The sequence below is a fragment of the Sorangium sp. So ce836 genome, assembly GCF_028553905.1.
GTDB lineage: Bacteria > Myxococcota_A > Polyangia > Polyangiales > Polyangiaceae > Sorangium > Sorangium cellulosum_D.
The window spans coordinates 3,558,030-3,579,249 of the sequence record NZ_CP102233.1; the positions used below are offsets into that span (position 1 = coordinate 3,558,030).

Annotated in this window: 17 protein-coding genes; 9 read left to right on the forward strand and 8 right to left on the reverse strand. The window is 70.5% G+C overall.

Features of this window, described 5'->3' with window-relative positions; genetic code table 11:
• Positions 1 to 5 precede the first annotated feature (5 nt).
• The 6 genes from NQZ70_RS13055 (at position 6) to NQZ70_RS13080 (ending at position 7,763) form a co-directional block, all read left to right on the forward strand.
• Positions 6 to 2,129, forward strand: a complete 2,124-nt coding sequence (locus NQZ70_RS13055) for a YncE family protein (RefSeq protein ID WP_129574511.1) — start codon at positions 6 to 8, stop codon at positions 2,127 to 2,129.
• Positions 2,126 to 2,824, forward strand: a complete 699-nt coding sequence (locus NQZ70_RS13060) for an SCO family protein (protein ID WP_129574512.1) — start codon at positions 2,126 to 2,128, stop codon at positions 2,822 to 2,824. Before NQZ70_RS13055 ends, NQZ70_RS13060 begins: the two co-directional genes overlap by 4 nt.
• A 7-nt stretch (positions 2,825 to 2,831) precedes the next feature.
• Entirely contained in the window at positions 2,832 to 3,506 is a 675-nt protein-coding gene (locus tag NQZ70_RS13065) for an SCO family protein (protein ID WP_129574513.1), read from the forward strand.
• Entirely contained in the window at positions 3,499 to 5,217 is a 1,719-nt protein-coding gene (locus NQZ70_RS13070; protein ID WP_129574514.1) for an ABC transporter substrate-binding protein, read from the forward strand. The genes NQZ70_RS13065 and NQZ70_RS13070 overlap by 8 nt, the downstream gene beginning before the upstream one ends.
• Positions 5,218 to 5,649: 432 nt before the next feature.
• Positions 5,650 to 6,315: a hypothetical protein gene (locus NQZ70_RS13075; RefSeq protein WP_129574515.1), complete on the forward strand. Its 666-nt coding sequence runs from the start codon at positions 5,650 to 5,652 to the stop codon at positions 6,313 to 6,315.
• Between the two features lie 224 nt (positions 6,316 to 6,539).
• Positions 6,540 to 7,763: a TCR/Tet family MFS transporter gene (locus NQZ70_RS13080; protein ID WP_129574516.1), complete on the forward strand. Its 1,224-nt coding sequence runs from the start codon at positions 6,540 to 6,542 to the stop codon at positions 7,761 to 7,763.
• 55 nt (positions 7,764 to 7,818) lie between these two features.
• On the opposite strand, the gene NQZ70_RS13085 is transcribed toward NQZ70_RS13080, so the two are convergent.
• Both NQZ70_RS13085 and NQZ70_RS13090 read right to left on the reverse strand, forming a co-directional pair.
• Complete coding sequence (locus tag NQZ70_RS13085; protein WP_129574517.1) at positions 7,819 to 8,976, reverse strand: hypothetical protein; 1,158 nt, start codon at positions 8,974 to 8,976, stop codon at positions 7,819 to 7,821.
• A gap of 59 nt (positions 8,977 to 9,035) precedes the next feature.
• A complete protein-coding gene (locus NQZ70_RS13090; RefSeq protein WP_207217826.1) occupies positions 9,036 to 10,172 on the reverse strand; it encodes a hypothetical protein in 1,137 nt (378 codons plus the stop codon).
• A gap of 933 nt (positions 10,173 to 11,105) precedes the next feature.
• Between NQZ70_RS13090 and NQZ70_RS13095 the strand changes: the two genes are divergently transcribed.
• Both NQZ70_RS13095 and NQZ70_RS13100 read left to right on the forward strand, forming a co-directional pair.
• Positions 11,106 to 12,074, forward strand: coding sequence for a Rieske (2Fe-2S) protein (locus NQZ70_RS13095; RefSeq protein WP_165373935.1), 969 nt, complete (start codon positions 11,106 to 11,108; stop codon positions 12,072 to 12,074).
• Between the two features lie 182 nt (positions 12,075 to 12,256).
• On the forward strand, positions 12,257 to 13,216 hold the full coding sequence (locus NQZ70_RS13100; protein ID WP_207217827.1) for a class I SAM-dependent methyltransferase: 960 nt from the start codon (positions 12,257 to 12,259) through the stop codon (positions 13,214 to 13,216).
• Positions 13,217 to 13,503: 287 nt separating this feature from the next.
• Here NQZ70_RS13100 and NQZ70_RS13105 read toward each other — a convergent pair whose 3' ends face one another.
• The 6 genes from NQZ70_RS13105 to NQZ70_RS13130 are packed head-to-tail and all read right to left on the reverse strand — an operon-like array spanning position 13,504 to position 20,454.
• Entirely contained in the window at positions 13,504 to 14,892 is a 1,389-nt protein-coding gene (locus tag NQZ70_RS13105; protein ID WP_129574521.1) for an aspartate kinase, read from the reverse strand.
• On the reverse strand, positions 14,889 to 15,764 hold the full coding sequence (locus NQZ70_RS13110; protein WP_129574522.1) for a class I fructose-bisphosphate aldolase: 876 nt from the start codon (positions 15,762 to 15,764) through the stop codon (positions 14,889 to 14,891). Before NQZ70_RS13110 ends, NQZ70_RS13105 begins: the two co-directional genes overlap by 4 nt.
• 43 nt (positions 15,765 to 15,807) lie before the next feature.
• Complete coding sequence (locus NQZ70_RS13115) at positions 15,808 to 17,085, reverse strand: 3-dehydroquinate synthase II (protein WP_237245273.1); 1,278 nt, start codon at positions 17,083 to 17,085, stop codon at positions 15,808 to 15,810.
• A gap of 37 nt (positions 17,086 to 17,122) precedes the next feature.
• The gene (locus NQZ70_RS13120; protein ID WP_129574523.1) at positions 17,123 to 18,349 is read right to left on the reverse strand and encodes a phenylacetate--CoA ligase family protein; all 1,227 of its coding nucleotides are present in this window, start codon (positions 18,347 to 18,349) and stop codon (positions 17,123 to 17,125) included.
• A gap of 15 nt (positions 18,350 to 18,364) precedes the next feature.
• Positions 18,365 to 19,123: an amidohydrolase family protein gene (locus NQZ70_RS13125; RefSeq protein WP_129574524.1), complete on the reverse strand. Its 759-nt coding sequence runs from the start codon at positions 19,121 to 19,123 to the stop codon at positions 18,365 to 18,367.
• A 32-nt stretch (positions 19,124 to 19,155) separates the two neighbouring features.
• Complete coding sequence (locus NQZ70_RS13130; RefSeq protein ID WP_237245274.1) at positions 19,156 to 20,454, reverse strand: phenylacetate--CoA ligase family protein; 1,299 nt, start codon at positions 20,452 to 20,454, stop codon at positions 19,156 to 19,158.
• Positions 20,455 to 21,053: 599 nt separating this feature from the next.
• Between NQZ70_RS13130 and NQZ70_RS13135 the strand changes: the two genes are divergently transcribed.
• Positions 21,054 to 21,212 carry a hypothetical protein gene (locus NQZ70_RS13135; RefSeq protein ID WP_237245275.1) on the forward strand — a complete coding sequence of 53 codons (159 nt, stop codon included), beginning with the start codon at positions 21,054 to 21,056 and terminating at the stop codon, positions 21,210 to 21,212.
• Positions 21,213 to 21,220: the final 8 nt, after the last annotated feature.

Genomic DNA, 21,220 nt, shown 5'->3' on the forward strand with positions numbered 1-21,220 from the left:
GATCGATGATGAGACGGACCTTCCCTCGCGCGCACGGGCTCTGCCTCTCGCTGGCCTGTCTCGGCGTCTGTCTGGCGCTCGGCTGCGGGCGAAGGGCGTCCGTCGCGGTCTCGCAGGGAGACAGCGCGGCGCCTGCGCCTGCGCAGCCGGAGGCGCCTGCCCTGCAGGCGAGCCGGGTCGAGCGCGATGGGCTCTCCATCGCGTTCGCCCTGCGCCCGATCGAGAGGGGCCGCGGCGCGGCCGCCGCCGCGGAGTCGACCGCGGCGGCGGCGTTCGCCGACGTGGTGGCCGAGTTCACGATCACCGACGCGAAGACCGGCGCGCCGCTGGGCGGCCTCTCGCCGCTCGGGTGGATGTCGAGGCGCGCCGGGGACGCCGGGGCAGCCGATGGCCTGCCCGGCGGGGCCGCCGCGAGCGCGGCGGGCGCTGCGCCGGACGAGGCGGGCTGCCGGGAGAGGATCAAGCGCTTCATGGGGGGCCTCCTGTCGGCGCGCCCGGAGGTGGACATGAACGCCTATCTCCTCTGGACGCTCAACCAGGACAGCACCCTGTCGGCCATCAACCCGCAGGTCGCCCTCGGCAGGACGAAGCTCCGGAGCATCGTCAGCCTCGCGGGCCCCGGCGTCGCGCTCGCCCTCCACCCCGACCGCGACACCCTCTATGTCTCGCTCCGGGGCGGCCGAGGCCTCGCCGTCGTGGATACGCGGCGGGGGTTCGTCCGGTCGAACGTCCCTGTCGGCCAGGACCCGGCCCGCGTCGCGGTCGCGCCCGACGGGCGTACGGTCTGGGTGGGCAACGACGGCGACGGCACCGTGAGCGTGATCGACGCGCGCTCGACCGACGTGATGAAGACGCTGCAGGTGGGCCCGGGCCACCACGAGATCACCTTCACCGGCGGCGGTCGCGCCGCCTGGATCACGAGCCAGCGCGGCGACGCGGTGACCGTGGTGGACGTCGCCGCGCTGGAGCCGCTCGGAGCGATCCCCGTCGGCGAAGGGGCCGTGTCGATCGCGGCGAGCGACGAGGCGGGGGTGGTCTACGTCGCGAACGGCGCGCGCGGCGAGGTCGTGATCCTCGACGCCGCGCGCCGCGCCGTCGCCGGGCGCGTCGCCCTGAAGCCGGGGCTCGGCGCGCTGCAGTTCGAGCCGGGCGGGCGCTTCGCGTTCGCGCTCAACCCGGCCGCGGACGAGGTCGCCATCCTCGACGCCTCGACGGGCGCGGTGGCGCACGCGCTCACCGGGTTCGCGGCGCCGGACGCGGTGACCTTCACCGGCGCCTTCGCCTACGTCCGCAACCTCGGCGCGGGGAAGATCTCGCTCATCGATCGGGCGGGCCTCGGCGGCCCCGCGGCCCCGCCGGTCGTCCACGTCGCGGTCGGCCAGGACGCGCCGGCCGCCGCGGGCCGAGGTCCAGCGACGGGGCCGAGCGGGCTCGCCGCGCCCATCGTCCCGATGCCCGAGGGCAACGGCGCCCTCATCGCGAGCCCGGCGGACAAGGCCCTCTACTTCTACGTGGAGGGCATGATGGCGCCGATCGGCACCTTCTCGACCTACGGCCGCGAGCCGAGCTCGATCCTCGTCGAGGATCGAGCGCTCAAGGAGGTGCGGAAGGGCGTGTACGCGACGACGGTGCGGCTCGGCGCCGAGGGGCTTTACGACGTCGAGCTCCTCCTCGACCGACCCCGCGCGGCGGTGTGCCTCGAGGCCACGGTGGCGCCCGCGCGCTGCGCCGAGGGCGGGGGCTACGCCGACCAGGGAGGCTGCGGTGAGGGGCCAGCGCCGGGCATCGCGCTCTCGCCGCTCTTCGGGCCCGACCTGCAGCTTTCGGCGGGCGAGCCGGCGACGCTCCGCTTCAGGGCGACCGCGAAGGATACGGCCGCTGCTCTCGACGCGAAGGAGATGGAGATCATGATCGTTCGGTTCCCAGCTGGGTATCGGTGGAGCGGCGCGCCGCGGCCGGAGGGAGACGGCATCTTCTCGGTCGCGTTCACCCCGCCCGCGTCGGGCCAGTACCGCTTCCTCGCCGCCGCGCCGCAGCGCGGCGTGCCCTTCGGCGCGCTCCCCTTCGTCCCGCTGCGCGTGTCCGCGCGCGGCGTGGGCGGCGGCGCTCCCGCGGGAGGTGCGCGATGAGGCCCGGCGCGGCCGTCGTCGCGGGCGCCCTCGCGCTCTCGCTCGCGGGCCTCGCGCCCGCGCAGGACAAGGCACCTCGGTCGGCGCCCGCGCAGGACAAGGCACCTCGGTCGGCGCCCGCGCAGGACAAGGCACCTCGGTCGGCGCCCGCGCAGGACAAGGCACCTCGCCCCGAGCGGATGAGGGTCGGGGGCGTGTCCCGGGAGGACGACGCCGCCGCGGAGAAGTACTTCACCAACGTCGAGCTCGTCGATCAGCACGGCCGCGCGCACCGCTTCTACGAGGGATTGCTGCGGGGCCGGAAGGTGCTCATCAACTTCGCCTTCACCTCGTGCAAGGGGGCCTGCCCCACGATGACGGCGAACCTCGCGCGCGTGCAGGCGCTGCTCCGGGCCCGCGGAGAGCGGGTGACCATCCTGACGATCACGGTCGACCCGGAGAACGACACGCCGGCCGTGCTGAAGCAGTATGCGGCGAAGTTCAACGTGGGCGAAGGCTGGTATTTCCTGACCGGCACCGCCGCGAACGTCGCCGCGGTGCTGGGGCGCCTCGGCGGCCAGGTGCGAAGACCGGACGAGCACACGATGACGCTGCTCGTCGGCGACACGTCGACCGGCTCCTGGCTGAAGACGCTCGCCACCGAGCGGCCGGAGGTCCTCGCGCATCTCGCCCAGCACATCAACGATCCGGAGTGAGGTGGATATGAGCGTTCTCTCGCTGCATGCGTCGAAGGCCCTGCTCCTCGCCGGCGCGCTCGCGGCCGCCTCGTGCGGCCGCCGGGGCGAGCGCGCCGGCGACGAGCGCGCCGGGGAGGCCACCGCGGCGCCGCCGCCCCCGACCGTGGACGGCGCGGCGGTGGTGCGCTCGGCGCCGGCGCAGGGGGTCGTGGTGCCCGACGAGGAGCTCGTCGATCAGGACGGCGCGCCCGTCCGCCTCCGCGAGCTCTCGAAGGGCCGCGTGCTCGTGGTCAACTTCATCTTCACCACCTGCACCACGATCTGCTCGCCGATGACGGCCATCTTCAGCCGGCTCCAGGACGAGCTCGGCGACGCGCTGGAGCGGGACGTGCGGCTCGTCTCCATCTCGCTGGATCCGGCGATGGACACGCCGGAGCGGCTGAAGGAATACGCCGAGAGGTTCGGCCGGCGGCGGGGCTGGGTCTTCCTGACGGGCAGCCGCGAGCGCGTGAACCGGGTGCTGGGTGCGCTCGGGGGGCGCGCGCCGATCAAGGAGCGGCACACGCCGATCTCGCTCATCGGCCGCGAGGCGGAGGGGCGCTGGACGCGCATCGACGGCATCGCGCCGCCGCGACGCCTGGCGGAGGAGGTGCGGGCCTTCCTTCCACGGGGGCCGGCGGGGAGCGCGGACGATGGGTGAGCCGCGGCGGCGGTTCACCGTGCTGGCCTCGGCGTCGGCGATCGGGCTCTGCGCGCTCGCGCTGCAGGCGCGCGGCCGCGACGAGCGCGCGCCCGCGCCCCGCGCGCGTGGCGAACAAGAGGCGTCGTGCGCCGAGCTCGCGCCGTCCGCGCTGCGCGGCAAGCGCATCTACCAGCGAGGCGCGACCGCGGACGGCCGCGTCATCGAGGGGGCGATCGCCGACGGGACCGTCACGCTGTCGGGCCGCGATGCGGCCTGCGCCGGCTGCCACGGTCCGAGCGGGCAGGGGACGAACGAGGGGGGCATCGCGGCGCCGGCGCTCACGCCCGAGCGGCTCGCCGGGACCGGCCGCGAGCGGGGCGCCACCACCGCGCGGGCGCTCGCGGCCGCGATCCGCGAGGGGCGTGGGCCCGCGGGCCGGCGGCTGAATCCGGCGATGCCGCGGTTCCGGCTGACGGACGCGGATCTATCGGATCTCATTGCGTATTTGGGCTGCGTCGGGCGCGATCTGGACGCGGGCGTCACGGCGGACTCGGTGGCGCTGGGCGCGGCGCTGCCGCTGACGGGGCCGGACGCGGCGGTGGGCGCCGCCGTGCGCGACGTGCTCGCGGCGGCGTTCGCCGACGTCAACGCTCAGGGCGGGATCTACCGGCGGCGGCTCGCGCTCCGCGTGGAGGACAGCGCTGGGCCGGCGGGCGAGGGCGGGGCGACGGCGCGCCTGCTGGACCGGGGCGTGCTGGCGCTCGTGGGGAGCGTCTGGAGCGGGGATCCGGCGCTGAAGGCGCGACTGGAGGAGGAGCGGGCGCCGCTCGTGGGGCCGACGGCCGGCGCACCCGGGTTGGGCGGCGGACCCGGGTTGGGCGGCGGACCCGGGTTGGGGGGCGCACCCGGGTTGGGCGGCGGACCCCCTGACCCAGCGCGGGACGCCGCGGGGGCCGGCGCGGCGCGCGACGGCGGCGTGGTGTTCCAGGTGCTACCGGGGCCTGACGTGCTGGCCCGCGTGGCGATCAAACACCTCGCCAACGCTCCACCGAGCGCGGCGGCCGCCGCCCTGATCGTGCACACCCGCGACCGCGCCGGCGAGGCATGGGCGTCGGGGGCGCGCGCCGAGGCCGCGAGCCGCGACCTCCCCGCGCCGCCAGCGCTGTCCTTCGATCCCGGCCGCCTCTCCCCGCGCGACGTCGCCGACGCAGCGCAGGCGCACGGGGCGCAGGCGATCCTCTTCTGGGGCTCCGGCGCGGACCTCGCGAGCGCCCGGGCGGCGCTGGACGCCGCCGGCTCCGCCGCGCCGCTCTACGCCCCGCTGGGATCGATCGCCGACCACGCCGGGTCCCTCCCGCGCCTCCTCTCCGGCCGCGTCCTGTTCCTGTACTCCGGCCCGCTCGGCGAGCGAGCGCGGGCGTCGGGCGACGCGCTGCGGGCCTTCCTGCGCCGGGCCGGCGTGGCGCCGGGGCCGCTCGGGGCACAGGCGAGCGCCTATGTCGCGGCGCGGATCCTGATCGAGGCGCTGAAGCGCACCGGCGCCCACGCCACGCGGGAGGGGTTGATCGCGGCGCTCGAGCGGCTGCGCGACTTCGACGCAGGCCCGGCTCCGCCCGTGACCTTCGCCCGGAACCGGCGGACAGGCGTGCTCGGAGCGAGCCTCGTCCACCTGGACCCGGCGTCGGGCGACGCTGTGCGCGCGTCCGGGTGGATCGATGTCGTCCCATAACGCCCGTCCCGCGACAGCTCCAGGCACATGGACGGCTCGTGATGGTGTGGTGGATCGACGAGCCGCGAAGGGGCATCCGCTCCGGCGGTAGATGCGGTGAGCTCCTCTTCGTTATCTTGACTTCACGGTACACGAGACTAGACCTTTGTCTGCCGCCGGTCGGGCAGCAGCCCGGAGGCGAGCCGAACGGGCTCACGACACGGGGACGACAAGGGGGGCGTTGAGCTCAACTCACGGGGAGTCCGCGGCCCGGTCATCAGACGGGGCGCGAGCCTCCGGCTGGCTTCCGGTCTTCACTGGTCGTCCGCCCGCGGCCTCGCGCCCGTGTCCGGGCAGCGAGCTCCTGTGAGCCGGGTTGGGAGCGGGGGAGAGGTCGAGTCGGGGCAGATTGCCCCTCGTCGGTTCCGTCTCTGACCGGTCAGGAGGAACATCATGAGCGGTTTCATGGACAGCGTTCGTATCGATATGCTCGCCGCGCTGGTGGGTATCGGCATCTCCGCGACGATGAGCGGGTGTGCCGCGGAGCGACCGGAGCAGCTGGAAGAAGGCGAGGAGCTCGTCGGCACGGCGGAGGGCGCCGCGCGCAGGACGAGCGAGCTCAAGGCGGAGCTCACGATGCCTGATGAATGTCTGGCCACCTGGCCAGGGGCGACGCCGCCCACGGGCAAAGCCACCTTCCGGTTCATCACGGACACCTCGAGGCGTAACTTCGCCCAATTGGTCACCCTCAACGATCTCCACGTGCTGCCGAACATGAGGCTCACGTTCACGAAGGGGGACATCCGCAAGGGGACGCCTGGCGAGGCCAGCCCCACCGAGCCGCCGATGCTCGTCGGCTCGCTCTCCGAGGCGACGGACGGGCCGGCGGTCGGGGAGCCGCCGGGGACCTTCATCGCCGACGCCGCAGGCGACGGGCGGATAGGCTTCGGATACAGCATGACGGAGGCCGCCACCATGAGCCTGAAAGCCCTGGCCACACAGGTCAAGTATGAGCCGGACAAGCACTACATCGATCTGCGCACCGACACGTGCCCGAACGGCTTCATGCGCGGCACCTTCAGGTACCCGACGGAGGCCGACTATCCGGGCGGCTTCTAGCGCTGCCGCCCAGATCTCCTGTCTTGCGCGGTGACCGGCGCCTCGCCGCGGCCCTGCGGACGGCGAGGAGCGTCCCGGCGGCGACGCCGCGACGTCGGTAGAGCGACGGTGAGCTCCTGGACGCCCCCGGCGCCCTGGCGGGCTCCCTCCGGGGCCGAGGTCTCTTTTTTCTCCTCGAGACAAGGCCGAGGACGCGGTCCTCGGCGTCGCTGCGAGCACACCCCATGAGCCGAGACCGCAACGCCAGCGTCGCTTTCATCCTGATCACCCTCCTGCTCGACACGCTGGGCGTCGGCGTGATGCTCCCGGTGCTGCCCAAGCTCGTGAGCAGCTTCTTCGGGAGCGATCTCGGCGCCGCGTCGCGGTATTACGGCGCCTTCGTCGCCGTGTATTCGGCGATGCAGTTCGTCTTCGCGCCCGTCCTCGGCGGGCTGAGCGACCGCTTCGGCCGGCGCGTCGTGATCTTGAGCTCTCTGCTCGGCGCCGCGCTCAACTACGCGCTCCTTGCGGTCGCGCCGGGGCTCGGCTGGCTCTATTTCGGGCGGGTCGTCGCGGGGATCACCGGCGCGAGCTTCTCGGCGGCGAGCGCGTACATGGTCGACGTCACGCCGCCGGGCCGGCGCGCGCAGGGCTTCGGCCTCATCGGCGCCGCGTTCGGGCTCGGCTTCATCATCGGACCGGCGCTCGGCGGGCTCCTCGGCAACGTGCACCTGCGCCTGCCGTTCGCCGTCGCGGCCGGGCTCAACCTGCTCAATTTCGCCTACGGAGCGCTCGTGCTCCCCGAGTCGCTCCCGCGCGAGCGCCGCCGTCCCTTCTCCCTGCGCCGCGCCAACCCGCTCGCGTCGCTCGCGAGCCTCGGGCGGTCTCCCGTCGTCCTCGGGCTCACGGGCGCGCTGGTGTGCAGCTACCTGGCGCAGCAGGTCGTGCAGGGCGTATGGGCGCTGTTCACGGAGCAGCGCTTCGGCTGGCGGCCGTTCGATATCGGCATATCGCTCGCGGTGGCGGGCGTCGGCATGGCCCTCGTGCAGGGAGGGCTGGTCCGCCTCCTGATGCCGCGCCTCGGCGAGCGCCGCTGCCTGGTGCTCGGGCTCGCGGCCGCCGCCGTGAGCTGCGTGGGCTTCGGCCTGGCCGAGAGCGGGCTGGCCATGGTCGCGCTCATCTTGCCGAGCGCGCTCGGGGGCATGGCCGTGCCGGCCACGCAGGCCCTCATCTCCCGCGAGGTGGGCCCCTCCGGGCAGGGCGAGCTTCAGGGCGCGCTGGCCAGCCTGGCGAGCCTGACCGCCATCGCCGGTCCGCTGCTCGGCACCGGCCTGCTCGCGCGCTTCTCCCCGGCCACGGCCGACTTCCACGTTCCCGGCGCGCCGTTCTTCGTCGGCGCCTGCATCAACGCCGCCGGGCTCCTGCTCGCGCTCCGGCTGTCCGCGCGCAGGCCTCCTGTCGTGGCGTGAGCGCGGCCGCTCCCCGTCATAAGGGCGACCGGGCAGCGTCGGCGCGTCGAGCGGATCAGCGCTGGCCGATCTCGTTGTCGATGAGATAGGCGTCCCTGCGTCGGGTCGCCGCCGCGGTCACCTGGCGGCTCGTGGCCCAGGACGGCTCGACGGGCTCGAGCGTCCGAACCTCCGTGGGGGCGTGCTCGTCTCGAGAGGGCGTGCCCGTCACGAGGTCGGCGTGCTCGTCGAACGACACCGAGAATCGGCCTGCGGTGGACAGGTCGAGCGTGAGCCCCGCGGGGGGCGCGGGAGGCGCCGAAACTTCATAACCCCGACGACCCGTGGCCCGGACCGAGCGGAGCTCGAGCCGCCCTCCCACCCGCGCGGCGGTCACGACCTCCTCGGTCAAGGCGGGCGATGTCGTGGTCTTGCGGATCGTGAGCGCATCCCCTTCCACGGTGAGGATCTCGTAGAGGTGCAAATTCCCGAGCTGATCCTGGTACACCCAGTATTCCCCTGCTTCGAGGCGGCTCGGGGCGCTGAGCAGCTCGAGCTCGAGGTGGCCGGCGCGGAAGACGCCGATGCGGAAGTCTCTCGTATAGAAGCCCCCCGGAACCCCCGGCGCCGGGCCGCCGAGCGTGAAGGGCACATCGTCGATGGTCAGCGCCGTCGCGTCGCTGGGAGCAGAGCTCTCGTTGGCCCACATGACGGGCAGGGAGGCGCTCTGCGAGCTGCCGCCAGGATTGATGAACCCGCCCAGCTCGGGGCTCGGCGGCGCGGCCCCCTCGAAGTAGAGGTCGATGTCCTCGCCGCGGTAGGACGTGAGACGCAGCCGCACCCTCGGGAGCCCGTGGACCGTCCTGGCCTCGAAATGGATAGGGCGAACCACCGTCTGCCGGCCAGTGAAGAACCCCGCCCAGTCGCGGGCGAGCTCCGCGTCGTTGAAGTGATCGATCTGGGAGCCGCCGCGCAGGCTGATGTTCACCCGGATCAGCGGCGGCTGGCCGCGGCGCAGGGTGACCATCGCCTCGATGGCGCTGTAGTCGGGGTGATCGGCGAGGAAGGCGACCACGTGGTGCTCATGCCGATCGTAGGTGATGAGGAACGGCTGAACGAGCTCCAGCGGGTCGACCGGACGTGTGGAGATCAGGACCGGAGCCCAGGCAGGAACACCGATGAGCAGCCCGAGGGCGAGCATCAGCAGGATGGTTCGGTTTCTGGAGGAAGCCATACATCGCACCCTTTCTCGAAGGCACTTCTCGTGGTTCACCAAGAGATCCCATGCTCAGGTCAGGGCTCGCTGGCTTCGCCGTCGATCGAGTAGATATTCCGCCTCAGGGTCACGGTGGCCGTCACGACCAGGTTCGCCATCCAGGGCGGCTCGACGGGCTGGAGGGTCCATACCGTCCGTGCGGGGTGCTCCGTTCGGGAGGCCGTGCCTGTCACGAGGTCCTCGTGCTCGTCGAGGGATATCGAGAAGCTGCCCGGGGTGGATAGATCCAGGGTGAGGCCCGTGGGGGCCGGGGGGATCGGCTCCTCATCGCCCGGGAGCCCCGTGGCCCGGACCGAGCGCAGCTCGATCCGGCCATGCACGACCTCCGCCTCCAGGATCTCCTCCGTCAAGGCAGGCGACGTGGTGGTCTTGCGCAGGGTGAGCTGATCCCCGGCGACGGCGACGATCTCGTAGACATGCCAGTTCCTGAGGTTATCCCGGTAGAGCCAGGACTCGCCCACGGCGATGCGGCTCGGCGTCCTGATCGGCCGCAGCTCGAGGTGTCCGTCATAGAAGACGCCGATATGGAGGCCCGCCGTGTAGACGCCGGGCACCGGGCTGCTGAGCGCGACGGGCGCCTCGTCGATGGTCAGCACGCTCGCGTCGCTGGCGAGCGAGCTGGCATCCGCCCACAGGATAGCCAGGTCGCCTGCGTCGCCCCCGGGATTGATCAACCCACCTAGCGCCGGCGACGGCGGGGCGCTCCCCTCGACCACAAGGTGGATATTCTCACCCCGGTAGGAGATGAATTGGGCCTCTTCCCTGGGAACGCCACCGACCTCGCTCACCTCGAAGCGGATGGGCCGGTAGATTATCTGCCGATCCGTGAGGATCGCGGCCCGATCGCGCACGAACTCGGGGTCGCTGGAGTGATCGATCTGGGTCCCGTCGTGCAGGGTGATGAACGCTCGGATGAGCGGCGGTCGGTCTGCCCGATAGGTTATCATGGCCTCTATGGCCCGGTAGTCGGGGTGATCGGCGAGGAAGACGATCGCGTGATGATCGTATCGATGCAACGCCAAGAGAAAGGGCTGAATCACGCCCCGCAGGCCGAACGGGCTCGCGTGCGGCATGGCCGGAGCCCGGGCAGAGACGCCGATGAGGAGCCCGAGGACGAGTACCATCAGGACGATTCGGCTTATGAAACGATTCATAATCGCAACCTTTCTCGAAGACATGATCTCGTGCATCCGAGCCGTGGAGCCGCGCTCGTCCGGAGGGGACAGCGGGCAGGAGCGAACGCAGGACGCGCGCAGCTCGGGGCGCTGTAGCGGGCCGCGACGTGCTGTCGCATGCCATGTGCTCACTTCTCATGCGAAGAGTCGTCGTGCCAGAGCGGCTCTAGGGAAGTTGCCTGTGTCCGCGGCGTGATGTACGCGCGACGCGCGTCCAGGAGCTGTCGGGGCCAAGTCGGAGGCGGCGCCGCGCGCCGGCGCGGGATCGCGTCTCCGGCCTGGACAGCCGCGCGAGCGCCGCGCGAGCGCCGCGCAGCGTCGCTCGTCCGGCGCCGCGCGGCGTACCTGGCGCGCTCCTGTCCGTCGGATCGGAGGATGAGCGTCTGTCTCGTCGCGAGAGCGGCGGAGCGACGCTGCGTCGACGGCGCCCTCCCGGCACCGGCGCATGATGGCCGGGTCGCGAGGCGCGGCGTCCGGAAGGCGCCGTGCTGCGCGGAGATCAGCCGAGCGCCTTCAGGCGAGCGCGCTCCACGGGTGTTTCATGTCATGTCGATATGCCGGTTTAGCAACGCAATGCGGGGCTGCAAGACCTTTCTCTTTGCGGCGCGATCGCCTTCACGTCGCAGGCGTGCGCGCCGCACCCGCCAGCCTGCATCCTGTTGCGCGTCCAGGCCGGTAAGTCGAGCGATATGCCGATCTGCCCGTGCGGGACATTCTCTGCGAGCTCGTCGTGCTTGCCCGATAGCCGTCATGAATGTCTTGCGGGAGCGGCGTTCACCAGTTATTACGTCGACGTCGCTGGTCGGGTTGTTTCCGGGGAATCGAGGACAGGTGCCGCGCGCTCGGGCTGCCAGCGATCGCGGGCGCGCGCTGGCGGTGACGAGCGCGCCTGTCCCTGCAGGGGGAGGACGAATGACCATCATCAGCGCGAATCTGAACAGGCGCGGGCATGCCCGCGGTGAGGAGCACGTCTATCATCAGGGCTGGTATCCGCTGGCCATGTCGAGCGAGCTGGGCGTCGGGGCGCTGATCGGCCGGGACTTCCTCGGGGGCCGCGTCGTCCTTTACCGCGACCCTTCGGGTAAGCCCGTCGTCCAGAGCGCTTACTGCCCGCACCTGGGCGCCGATCTGTCCGTCGGTGATCTCTGCGACGGGCAGGTCCGGTGCGCGTTCCACCACTGGAGCTTCGACGCGACGGGGACATGCGTCTGGATCCCCACGGAGGGGAAGATCCCGCCCGGGGCCAGGATCTTCACGTACCCCAGCGCCGAGGCGTGGGGGCTCGTCTGGGCGTTCACCGGCGAGAAGCCGCTCTTCGAGCTGCCGTACATCCCCAGGATGAAGGAGGCCGATATGGTCTATCGGACCCAGATGAACGGCATCGTGTCCTACGAGCCGTGGCTGCCGGTGTCCAACGGGCTCGACTTTCAGCACCTCGGCGCGCTCCACGGCATCGCGATCACGGAGCCCGACAGGATCGACGTGAAGGAGTACAGCATAGAATACACCATCACCGAGCAGCACAAGAAGCGGCACGGCCTCGTCACGGGCACGAACACGTTCTCGCTCTACCGCGACGACAGCGGCCACGAGACGGGCACGCTGTTCAGCGGGACGCCGCTCCGGCCCGGCGAGACCATGGTCTTCTCGGTGGTCGGCCTGCGCAACACGCACCCGCGGTCCGAGGAGGACCGCGCCGCCCTCGAGCGGAAGCTGGACGCGATCGCCGCGTACACCGCGAGGCTGCTGGAGGAGGACGACAGGGTCCTCACCACGATGCGCTTCCGGCAGGGCGTGCTGGTCGCTGCCGACAAGCACCTGGCCAGGTACCTGAAGTACGTGCGCGAGTTTCCGCGCGCGAGCTTCATCGAGGCCTGCTGAGCTTCACCCGTCCGCGCCGCGCGGGGCGTGGGAGGCCGCCCGCGGCTCGCGCAGCCGTGGGCGCCGCTGCTCAGGCAATGTAGAGCGGCCGATTGTCGCTGGATTCACCGGCGCTTGATCTGGGAGGGCTATCCATGGATACCGATGGTGCTCGTCTTTCTCCTGAGAATGCAATCTTTCAGTTGGCAAACGGTTACTGGGCGTCGGCGCTGCTTGCCGCCGGGACGACGCACAGCCTCTTCACGCACATCGACCGGGGCATGCAAACCGTGGAGTCGATCGCCGAGGCGGCGGGCCTCTCCATGCGCGGCGCGCAGGCGCTCCTGGACGGGCTGGTTGGCCTCGGGCTGCTCACGGTGAACGACGGGCGATACGCGAACTCCGCCGCGGCGTCCCAGCATCTCGTCGACGGAAAGCCGATGTCGCTCGTCGGGATCGGGAGGACGATCGCGGACGGCATGCGCCTGTGGTCGAAGCTGCCGGAGGCGGTGAAGACGGGTATTCCTCCGACAACGGAGCGGGTCGAGACACCGGACCATCCGTTCTGGGAGGAGCTCGTCACGGCGATCGCGCCGACGTCTGCTCCTCTCGCGCGGCGGGTGGTCGAGCGGCTCGACGCCGCCCGCCGGGGGCCGCTCGCCATCCTGGACGTGGGCGGAGGCTCAGGCATCTATTCCGCCGTGCTGCTCGGCGCGAACCGCGAGGCCACGGCGACGCAGGTGGACTGGGCCAACGTGAACCGCGTGGCGCGGGCGTTCGTCGCGCGGTTCGGCGTCGCGGACCGCTTCAAGACGATCGACGGCAACCTCCACGAGACGAGCTTCGGTGAGGCGAGGTTCGATATCGCGATCTTCTCTCACGTCGCGCACCATGACTCTCCGGAGAGCAACGTGGCTACGTTCCGCAAGCTGCGCGCGGCGCTGCGTCCGGGAGGCACGCTCGTCGTCAGCGACCTGATCCTCAACGACGATCGGACGGGGAGCCCGCTCGCGTTGATGTTCCATGCCAAGATGCTCCTCTACACAGCTTCCGGCGGGGCGTGGCGCCGTGCCGACTACCGGAGCTGGCTGGAGCAGGCGGGCTTCAAGGACGTGGTGATCGAGCCGACGCAGACGCCCGCGACGCTGATCTTCGCGACGTGACGTGAGCCGTGGGCGTGCGCGGGGGACGACGCCAGTCCCGCCGCGATGAGGGCGCGCCCGCGCAGTGCGGCCTCGAGCGTGCCCCGGAGACCGTGTTGGCCTTCACCGAGCGTGAGGCTTCGCGAGCTCGAATCGACGCTGGAGACGTCGCGCGGCGGGCGCGCCCGATGAGCCGAGAGCCCGGCGCCCAGGTCGCATTCATCCCGGTGACCGTGCTCCTCGATGCGCCGGGCATCGGCGTGACGCTCCCTGGAGATCAGCTGAGCGGGACGCGGGCTCGGTCTCGCTTACTGGTCCGACGTGTCGGTGCCGGCGTGCTTGCCGTTGAGCCCGCGCGCCGCGCCCAGGCGGGACCTGCTCGCGGTGGAGGGCGGTTGGGCCGCCTCCGGGCCGAGCGCCCTGGGGAGCTCCTTCGTCGGCGCGAGCCCGAACGCCTCATGCAGGACGTTGATGGCCTGCTCCGCCGCGCGCTCCTCCACGAGGCAGCTGATCCGCAGCTCGTTCACGGTCAGGCCCGACACCGCGATGCCGTGCTGGACCAGGCTGCGGCACAGGTGGGCGGCGATCCCCGGATGCGAACGGATGCCGATGCCCACCAGCGACACCTTGGCCAGGCTGCCCGACACCCGCAGCTCGCCTTTCCCCGCGCTCGCGACGAACTGCTCCAGGAATCTCCGGGCGCGGCGCAGCTCCACCGCGGGCAGCGTGAAGGCGACGTCCACGCGCGGCTCCTCGGGGACGCCGGTGGGGTGGCAGAGCATGTCCACGCAGACGTTCAGCTCTGCCAGGATGCCTGTCACCTCCGCGATGAGCTCGGGGCGGCACGCCACGCCGACGAGCTCGACCCGCACCTGATCCGCAGCGCAGGCCAGGCCCATCAGCGCCTTGCCCTCGAGCGCGCGCTCGCGCTCGACCACCCATGTCCCTTCTTCGTCCGTGAACGAGCTGCGTAGATGTACTGGAACCTGGTACTTCATGGCTATCTCCACGCTGCGCACCTGCAGGACCTTCGCCCCGAGGGACGCGAGCTCGAGCATCTCTTCATAAGGAACGGACTGCAGCTTCCGGCCGGCCGGGCAGATGCGGGGGTCGGCCGTGTAGATGCCGTCCACGTCGGTATAGATCTCGCAGACGTGCGCGCCGAGCGCCGCCGCCAGCGCCACCGCCGTGGTGTCGGAGCCGCCGCGGCCCAGGGTGGTGATGTTCTGCGAGCCGTCGACGCCCTGGAACCCGGCCACCACCGCGATCTGCCCGCGCTTGAGCGCCCTCCGGATCGGGCCGTCGTTCACCGCCTGGATCCGCGCCTTGGTGAAGGCGCTGTCCGTGAGCACGGGCAGCTGATGCCCCAGGAACGAGCAGGCCTGTCCCCCCTCGGCGTGGATGGCGAGGGCGGTCAACGCGACCGACACTTGCTCTCCCGTCGAGACGAGGACGTCGAGCTCCCGGCCGTCCGGGAGCGGGAGGACCCCTTGCGCCAGCGACAAGAGGCGGTCTGTCTCCCCGCTCATGGCGCTGACCACCACCACCACGTCGTTGCCCGCGCGCTGGCTCTCGAGCGAGATGCGCGCGACGTTGCGCATCCGCTCGATGCTCGCCACCGACGTCCCTCCGAACTTCTTGACGAGCAGCGGGCGCTGGACGCCGCTGCTCGGAAGCCGATCGGATGAAGGTCTCACTTCGCTGCCCCCCCTGCGGCGTGCGGCTGCTTGCCGTGAGCACCGGAGCCGTTGGCGCCGGCGCGCGCGGACGACCGGGGGGGCTCGGACGGCGGCGCCTCGCCGCCGCCGAGGACCACCCTCTGCAGCTGGGTCAGGACGGCGGACGCCGACTCGCGTTGGAAGATGTTGCGCCCGACGCACAGCCCGGTCGCGCCGCGGGCCACCACCTCCTGGGCCAGCTGGAGCACCTCGTCCTCCGAGCGCACCGCCCCGCCCGCGACGAACACGGCGGTGTGCTCCACGACGCCCGCGAGCAGCTGGCTCATGTGCGAGAACTGGGTGGGCGCCTCGAGCTTGAGGGCGTCCGTCCCGAGCTCCACGCACGCGCGCATCAGGTGGCGCAGCCGCGTCAGCCGCTGCTGGTCTCCCTCGGACGGGACCTTGTCATAGAGCATGGTGAGCACGGGCACCCCGCAGCGCTGGGCCTCGTCCACGACTTCGCCCAGCTGGCTCAGGTTGTGGGCGTCATTGGTCCCGTCGAAGTTGAGCTGCAGCGAGACCGCGTCCGCGCCGAGCCTCAGCGCGGCCTCCACGGACGTCAGCCGCTCCTTTGTGTTCGGATTCGGGGCGAGCGACGTCATGCCGTTGAGGTGGATCATGACGCCCGCGCCCCGGAGCAGCCCGTGGCTCGCGAGCCGCTCCACCATGCCCTTGTGGGCGATGATGCCCGTGATCCCGGGGTGCCCTATCCAGCGCGCCACCTGCGCGATGCTGTCCAGCCCTTCCACCGGCCCGATCGTGAGCCCGTGATCGATGGGGACGATGATGCCGCGGCCGCACCGCCGATCCAGGAATCGAGACCAACGAATCTTCTTGGGAAATCCATTCATGGCGCAAGCCTCTCGGGTATTGACATCGCGCTCGCTGGAGCGCTCACGTTTCGATGATGTGCTCGTCGACCTTGATGCCCACGTGGCGGCCGGGCTTGGCCGGGTGTCCGAGCACCTTGTCGCCTTGCCGGAGCTCGGTGATGTTGAGCGGCTTTGCGTCCTCCGAGAAGATGCGCACGTGCCAGTCGTCCTGCATGATGACGTTGATGCGCTCGCCCGTCTGGAACTCCGCCTCGATGAGGCGCAGCGGCCGGACCTCCGTCTTCATGCGCCCGACGCTCGCCCGGCGCGCGGTGCCGGTGCGGTCGACGATCATCACGGGGGAGCCCGCCCTGAGCTCGCTCATGTAGTCCGTGCGGTTTCCGAAGTTGTAGACGTAGCTGTGGACGGCGCCCGCGTTGACCCGGAAGGGCCTGAGCTCCATGTAAGGCAGGAAGAAGACCTCGGGGCAGCACAGGATCCCGCCCTGCGAGGTCGACCCCACGATGATGCCCTCGGTGGGCGAGAAGAGCGTGGTGGTGTCGATGCAGCTCCGCTCGCCCATGCCGATTGGGGTGCACTTCACGATCGTGGCGACCTCGAGCTTCACCGCCGCGCGCTCCAGCCGGCCGAGCCGCGAGACGAACTCGCTCAGCGCCTCGTGGGAGCGCGGCGAGAACATCACCCCGTCCGCTCCGACCTCCATCACTCCCAGCGTGACGATGGCGTCGTCGACGTCGGCGGGAGAGTTGATCTCCTTGATGAGCACCGTCTTCGTGGCCTGCAGCGTGGCGATCACGAGCTCGAGGGGGATGTTGGTGGGGTCGCGGAAGCGGATCATCAGGTAGGCGTGGCGCTGCCCCTCCGCGATGGACTTGTGCAGGCTCTCACCGTCGTCCACGTAGGCGCGGAAGCAGGTCTTGTGCCCCATCTCCGCGGCCTTCCCGAGGAGCTCCACGTCCGGGCTGGCGATCACCACGTCCTTACCGCCGCCCGGCAGCGGCGCGAGGCGCGCCAGATCCTCGGCGCGCTCGGCGTGAAGGACCTTGAGCATGCGCGACGGGACGGCAGGCGAGAGCGCATGCAGGTTCTCCGGGTAGAGGACGACGCCGGTATAGGCGAGGTTGACGACCCGCTCGATCATGCCGTCGCAGTCGCTCGGCGTCGCGATCTTCGCCGAGTCGAACCAGACGACGAGGGCGTCGGACTCCGCCATCCGGTTGCGATCTCCCTCGACGCGCTCGAGCCGGATGCGCTCGCGCTTCTCCATGGTGACAGCGATGCTCTTGTTGTTGCCGTTGGCGGTGACGCCGCTGCCGTTGCTCGTAGGTGCCATGCTCATGATCGATCCTCCCCTTCGCTTCTGGTACGTATCGCGCTCACGTGCGCGCGACGGATTTGCTCACATAGACCGGTTTGCCCATCATCCCGAACGAGACCGGTTCGCTCCTGTCATAGAGCGTCCCCTTGGAGACCAGCTCCACCCCCACGCGGGCGCCGTGCGCCCGCGATAGCTCATCGAGGAGGCCCGGCTCGATGCGGTCCTCCTCCCGCTCGCGCTCCACGATGAAGTGGAGCCCGTCACCTCGCGGCGAGGCCCTCCAGAACCGGCGGCTGGGCAGCCTGGAGACGATGGCGTCGAGCTCCCAGAGATCGAACGGCTTGCCGCCGACCCACAGGGTGTCGTCCGCACGGCCGCGGATCTCGAGCGTCGTGCTCTCACCGCACGCGCAGGGCTCCCCGACGCACCTCACCCTGTCCCCCGTCACGTACCGGACCATCGGAGTGGCCCGCCGCGTGAGCGACGTGACGACGAGCTGCCCTATCTCCCCCGGCGCCACGCTCCTCTCCAGCCGGTCGTCGAGGACCTCCATGAGAAAGCAGTCCTGCCACGGGTGCAGCCTGCGCTCCGCGCAATCCATCGCCTGGGGCCCCGTCTCGGTCATCCCGAAGTTGTCGTACACGGGGACTCCCCAGATCTCCTCGACGAGCCTCCGCCGGTGCGGGCTGAGGGGCTCTCCGGCGCAGCAGACGGCGCGTAGCCGGGGGAAATCTCGGCGCGGATCGAGGCCCGTCATCTCGGCCGCCTCGGCGATCATCACCGCCGAGAGCGAGATCGTGGCGAGGACGGTGACGTCGAGCCTCCGCATCAGATCCACCACGCGCGGGAGCGGGGTGATCGTGGTGCGGCTGTCGGCGGCGATCGCGCACGCGCCCTTTTGCTGGACCGCCATCTGGACGAAGGGCCCGATGGTGGAGAGCGCATAAGGGAACCGGATGAGCACCCGATCCTCGTCCGTGAACCCGACCCCCCACCGGGCGAACCGCTCCCGGATCTCCGCGAGGTCCCGGCTGCTGTACCACACCGACACTGGAGCGCCAGTCGTCGCGGAGGACTCGTGGTACTGGAGCAGCTCGCGGTTCGGGACGCACGCCACGCCGTGCGGCGACCGCTGGAGCATATCGCCCTTCGTCATCAGCGGGATCCTCCCCCACTCCTCCCACGTCCGGAGCGGGGCGCTGGGGAGGCGCTGCCGATGGAAGTCGGAGCTCCGCGCGTGCGCCAGCACCTGATTGACGGCCGCCAGTCGATCCGGAAGTACCATGGTCCTCTCCCTCGCTCAGGCGCTCGCCAGATGGAGCAGCTCGCGGATGTTGCCGCCCAGGATCTTCTCGCGCTCGCCAGAGGGGATCGGCAAGAGGAGCACCTTCTGGACCTCTGCGGCCGGGTGGGACAGCGGGTATTCGGAGCCGAAGATCACCTTGCTCGCCCCGGCCTGCTGCACCGACAGGAGGATCTGCAGATAGCTGCTGAGAGAGGTCTCCAGGAACAGGTTGTCCAGCTTGGCGGCGGCGGTCGATGCGTCGTTGTCGACGTGACCGGCCCCCATGTGCTCCAGGATGAAGTTCGTCCTCGGGAAGCGCCGCGCGAGCTCCACGTAGTCGGACGTGTTCGCCCCCGGCCTGAACGCTACATGCGAATAGATGGGCACCTCACGCTCGCCGCAGAGGCGGGCCAGAGGGCTCATGACGTCATCGCAGAACGAGAACCTGTGCACCAGCGGCGTGACCATCAGCCCGCGGAGCCCCTTGTCGAGATACCGCTCCGCGACATCCACGGCCTTCGGATCGCACGGGTCGACGCAGGCGAGCCCGCGCAGCGCGGGGTTCGCCTTCACGGACTCGGCGACGTAGTCGTTCTTCGGGACCGCGTCCGGCTTGTTCTTGCCGGTGATATACGCGTTGAACTGCCGAACATCCAGCATCCCGCCGGGGCAGACGATGCCCCTCTGGATGCCGCCCTGCGCGAGCTGCTCCAGGTAGTTCTCGGCGGAGCCGTAGCTGGTCGGAGAGACGTGCGCGTGCGCATCGATGATCATCGGATAGCCTCCATCTCTAACCTGGTTGTCTGTCACTCCCGGACGACCCGCACCGCCTTGACGCCGGTGCGCGGGAGCTCATCCACGAACTCGAACTCGATGGGCAGGGAGGTCGCGGCTTGCATCCTGGTGGCGAGCGCCTCGGCCAGCGGCGCGCCGGGCTCCACGCCGCTCGCGAGCTCGCAGCGGATCTTGATGCGCCCCTGGTCCGAAGCCGGCACGACGAACTGGAACCAGTTCCCGACCTCCGGCATCCGCATCAAGTGCTCTTCCAGGTGGATGGGCGAGATCTCCTTGCCACGGAACCGCATCTGATCGAAGGCGCGGCCCTTCATGTGGAACCGGGGCATCGCGACCCCGCACGGGCACGGGGCCGGGTTCAGGCAGCCGAGGTCTCCGGTCCGGAAGCGGAGGATCGGGCTGTCGTAGCGGAGCAGCGCTGTTACGACGATCTCGCCCGTCTCGCCCGGATCGAGGACGCGGCCCGTCTTGGGGTCGACGATCTCCATGATGACGTGCGCCGCTGGCACGTGATAGCCGTCGTGGTGATCGCACTCGATCCCGAGCGCACCACACTCGAGCGACCCGTAGAAGAAATTGGCGGTGGTGCCCCAGATCTTCTGGATGCGCTGGCGGAGGGCGGGGGAGCACCCCTCTCCCGTGAGCCACATCTTCTTCAGGCGCAGGCTGGTCAGATCGAACGAGCTCCTCTGGGCCTCCTCGGCCAGCGCGATGGCCCAGGAGGGGCTCGTGACGACGATGCTCGGGCTGAGGTCCTTCATCGTCTTGACCGTCTTCTGCGGCGTCGAATAGGCCCCGCCCTTGCCGGCCGGGACGACGGTGGCCTGGTAGCCATCCATGAACGTCTTGTGAAAGGCGAGCCCCGCGGTGCTCATCTCGTACGGGAGCGCGTTCAGGCAGATGTCGCCGGGGCCGACGGGAAACAGCCTGGAGTACCGGGGCGCCAGATCGTAAAGCAGGTAGTCGTTCCACGTGTATGCCATGTAGATCTCTTCGCCGCCGGTCGTCCCGGTGGAGACCTGGATGAGCGCGATGTCCCTCCGGTCGCACGTCAAGAGGCGGAAGGGGTGCCCTCGGAGCTCGTCCTTCGTCAGGAACGGGAGCTTGGCCAGGTCAGACGCCTTCTGGATGTCGCCGGGCGCGATCCCCGCCTCGCCCATCTTGGTCCGGTAGAACGATGACTTGCGGTAGGCTCGCTGGACGATCGTCCTGAGCGACTCGGCGTGGTATCGCGCCAGGGTGTCAGCTGAGAGGCTGTCCGCCTGATCTGCCCCGGAAAGATAGCGAGAGATCGCAGGCGGCGTCGTCATGGACAACAATCTTTGTTCGAGAAGAGAGCTCATGTTCGCGGCACCTCTTTCCCGGGGGTGGACCCCTCGCCGCTCTGGTAAAGCGCGAATTGTCTCCCCGCTTCCGACCAAAGCGCGCGCGGCGCGCGATCCCCCGATTGGCCGAATTCCTGACATGTGGCTTCGGCCCGCGCCATGAGTTTATGTTTTGTGTGGATTTGTTTACAGTGCGAAATATTTGGTTGTTGTCTGCTTTGCTGGTTTTCTGATCATTGATATCGTTGCGCCCAGGGCGATGCTGCGCCGCCTCTCGTGCGCGGGTCTTCACGTCTGTTAAAGGCGTTTTCGAGCTAAAGGCGTCCTCGAGCGCGCAAGGAGCGTCCTGCCTGACGCGCCGTCTTTCCCGCCTATCCCGGCGCCGGGCAACGCGAGAGGCGGCTCGTCAGGGGTGCAGCGGCGGAGCCCGCTCGTGTCGCCGCTCCTCCGCGGCGCGCGCGGGGGCCAGCGCAGACGAGCCCCGACGATCGATCGCCAGAGCTCGTCATTGTACGTTGTGTCCCACGCGGCCCTGTCGGCGTCCGCCGCGGATCGCACCACCTGCGCCGCGCTCTGCTCCGCCGATGACGGCCATCTTCGGCCGCCTCCAGGCCGAGCTCGGCGACGCGCCGGAGCGCGACGTGCGGCTCGTCTCCAGCTCGGTGGAGCTGCCACGGACACGCCGGAGCGGCGGAACGTCGATGCGGACAGGCCCCGCCGGCGGCCGGGGTGGGGGGGCCTGACCGGCGAC

What these genes read in the sequence shown, in the direction of transcription:
- NQZ70_RS13055 (WP_129574511.1), top strand. Translation starts at nt 6, where the DNA reads ATGATGAGACGGACCTTCCCTCGCGCGCACGGGCTCTGCCTCTCGCTG.
- NQZ70_RS13060 (WP_129574512.1), top strand. Translation starts at nt 2,126, where the DNA reads ATGAGGCCCGGCGCGGCCGTCGTCGCGGGCGCCCTCGCGCTCTCGCTC.
- NQZ70_RS13065 (WP_129574513.1), top strand. Translation starts at nt 2,832, where the DNA reads ATGAGCGTTCTCTCGCTGCATGCGTCGAAGGCCCTGCTCCTCGCCGGC.
- NQZ70_RS13070 (WP_129574514.1), top strand. Translation starts at nt 3,499, where the DNA reads ATGGGTGAGCCGCGGCGGCGGTTCACCGTGCTGGCCTCGGCGTCGGCG.
- NQZ70_RS13075 (WP_129574515.1), top strand. Translation starts at nt 5,650, where the DNA reads ATGAGCGGTTTCATGGACAGCGTTCGTATCGATATGCTCGCCGCGCTG.
- NQZ70_RS13080 (WP_129574516.1), top strand. Translation starts at nt 6,540, where the DNA reads ATGAGCCGAGACCGCAACGCCAGCGTCGCTTTCATCCTGATCACCCTC.
- NQZ70_RS13085 (WP_129574517.1), bottom strand. Translation starts at nt 8,976, where the DNA reads ATGGCTTCCTCCAGAAACCGAACCATCCTGCTGATGCTCGCCCTCGGG.
- NQZ70_RS13090 (WP_207217826.1), bottom strand. Translation starts at nt 10,172, where the DNA reads ATGAATCGTTTCATAAGCCGAATCGTCCTGATGGTACTCGTCCTCGGG.
- NQZ70_RS13095 (WP_165373935.1), top strand. Translation starts at nt 11,106, where the DNA reads ATGACCATCATCAGCGCGAATCTGAACAGGCGCGGGCATGCCCGCGGT.
- NQZ70_RS13110 (WP_129574522.1), bottom strand. Translation starts at nt 15,764, where the DNA reads ATGAATGGATTTCCCAAGAAGATTCGTTGGTCTCGATTCCTGGATCGG.
- NQZ70_RS13115 (WP_237245273.1), bottom strand. Translation starts at nt 17,085, where the DNA reads ATGAGCATGGCACCTACGAGCAACGGCAGCGGCGTCACCGCCAACGGC.
- NQZ70_RS13120 (WP_129574523.1), bottom strand. Translation starts at nt 18,349, where the DNA reads ATGGTACTTCCGGATCGACTGGCGGCCGTCAATCAGGTGCTGGCGCAC.
- NQZ70_RS13125 (WP_129574524.1), bottom strand. Translation starts at nt 19,123, where the DNA reads ATGATCATCGATGCGCACGCGCACGTCTCTCCGACCAGCTACGGCTCC.
- NQZ70_RS13130 (WP_237245274.1), bottom strand. Translation starts at nt 20,454, where the DNA reads ATGACGACGCCGCCTGCGATCTCTCGCTATCTTTCCGGGGCAGATCAG.
- NQZ70_RS13135 (WP_237245275.1), top strand. Translation starts at nt 21,054, where the DNA reads ATGACGGCCATCTTCGGCCGCCTCCAGGCCGAGCTCGGCGACGCGCCG.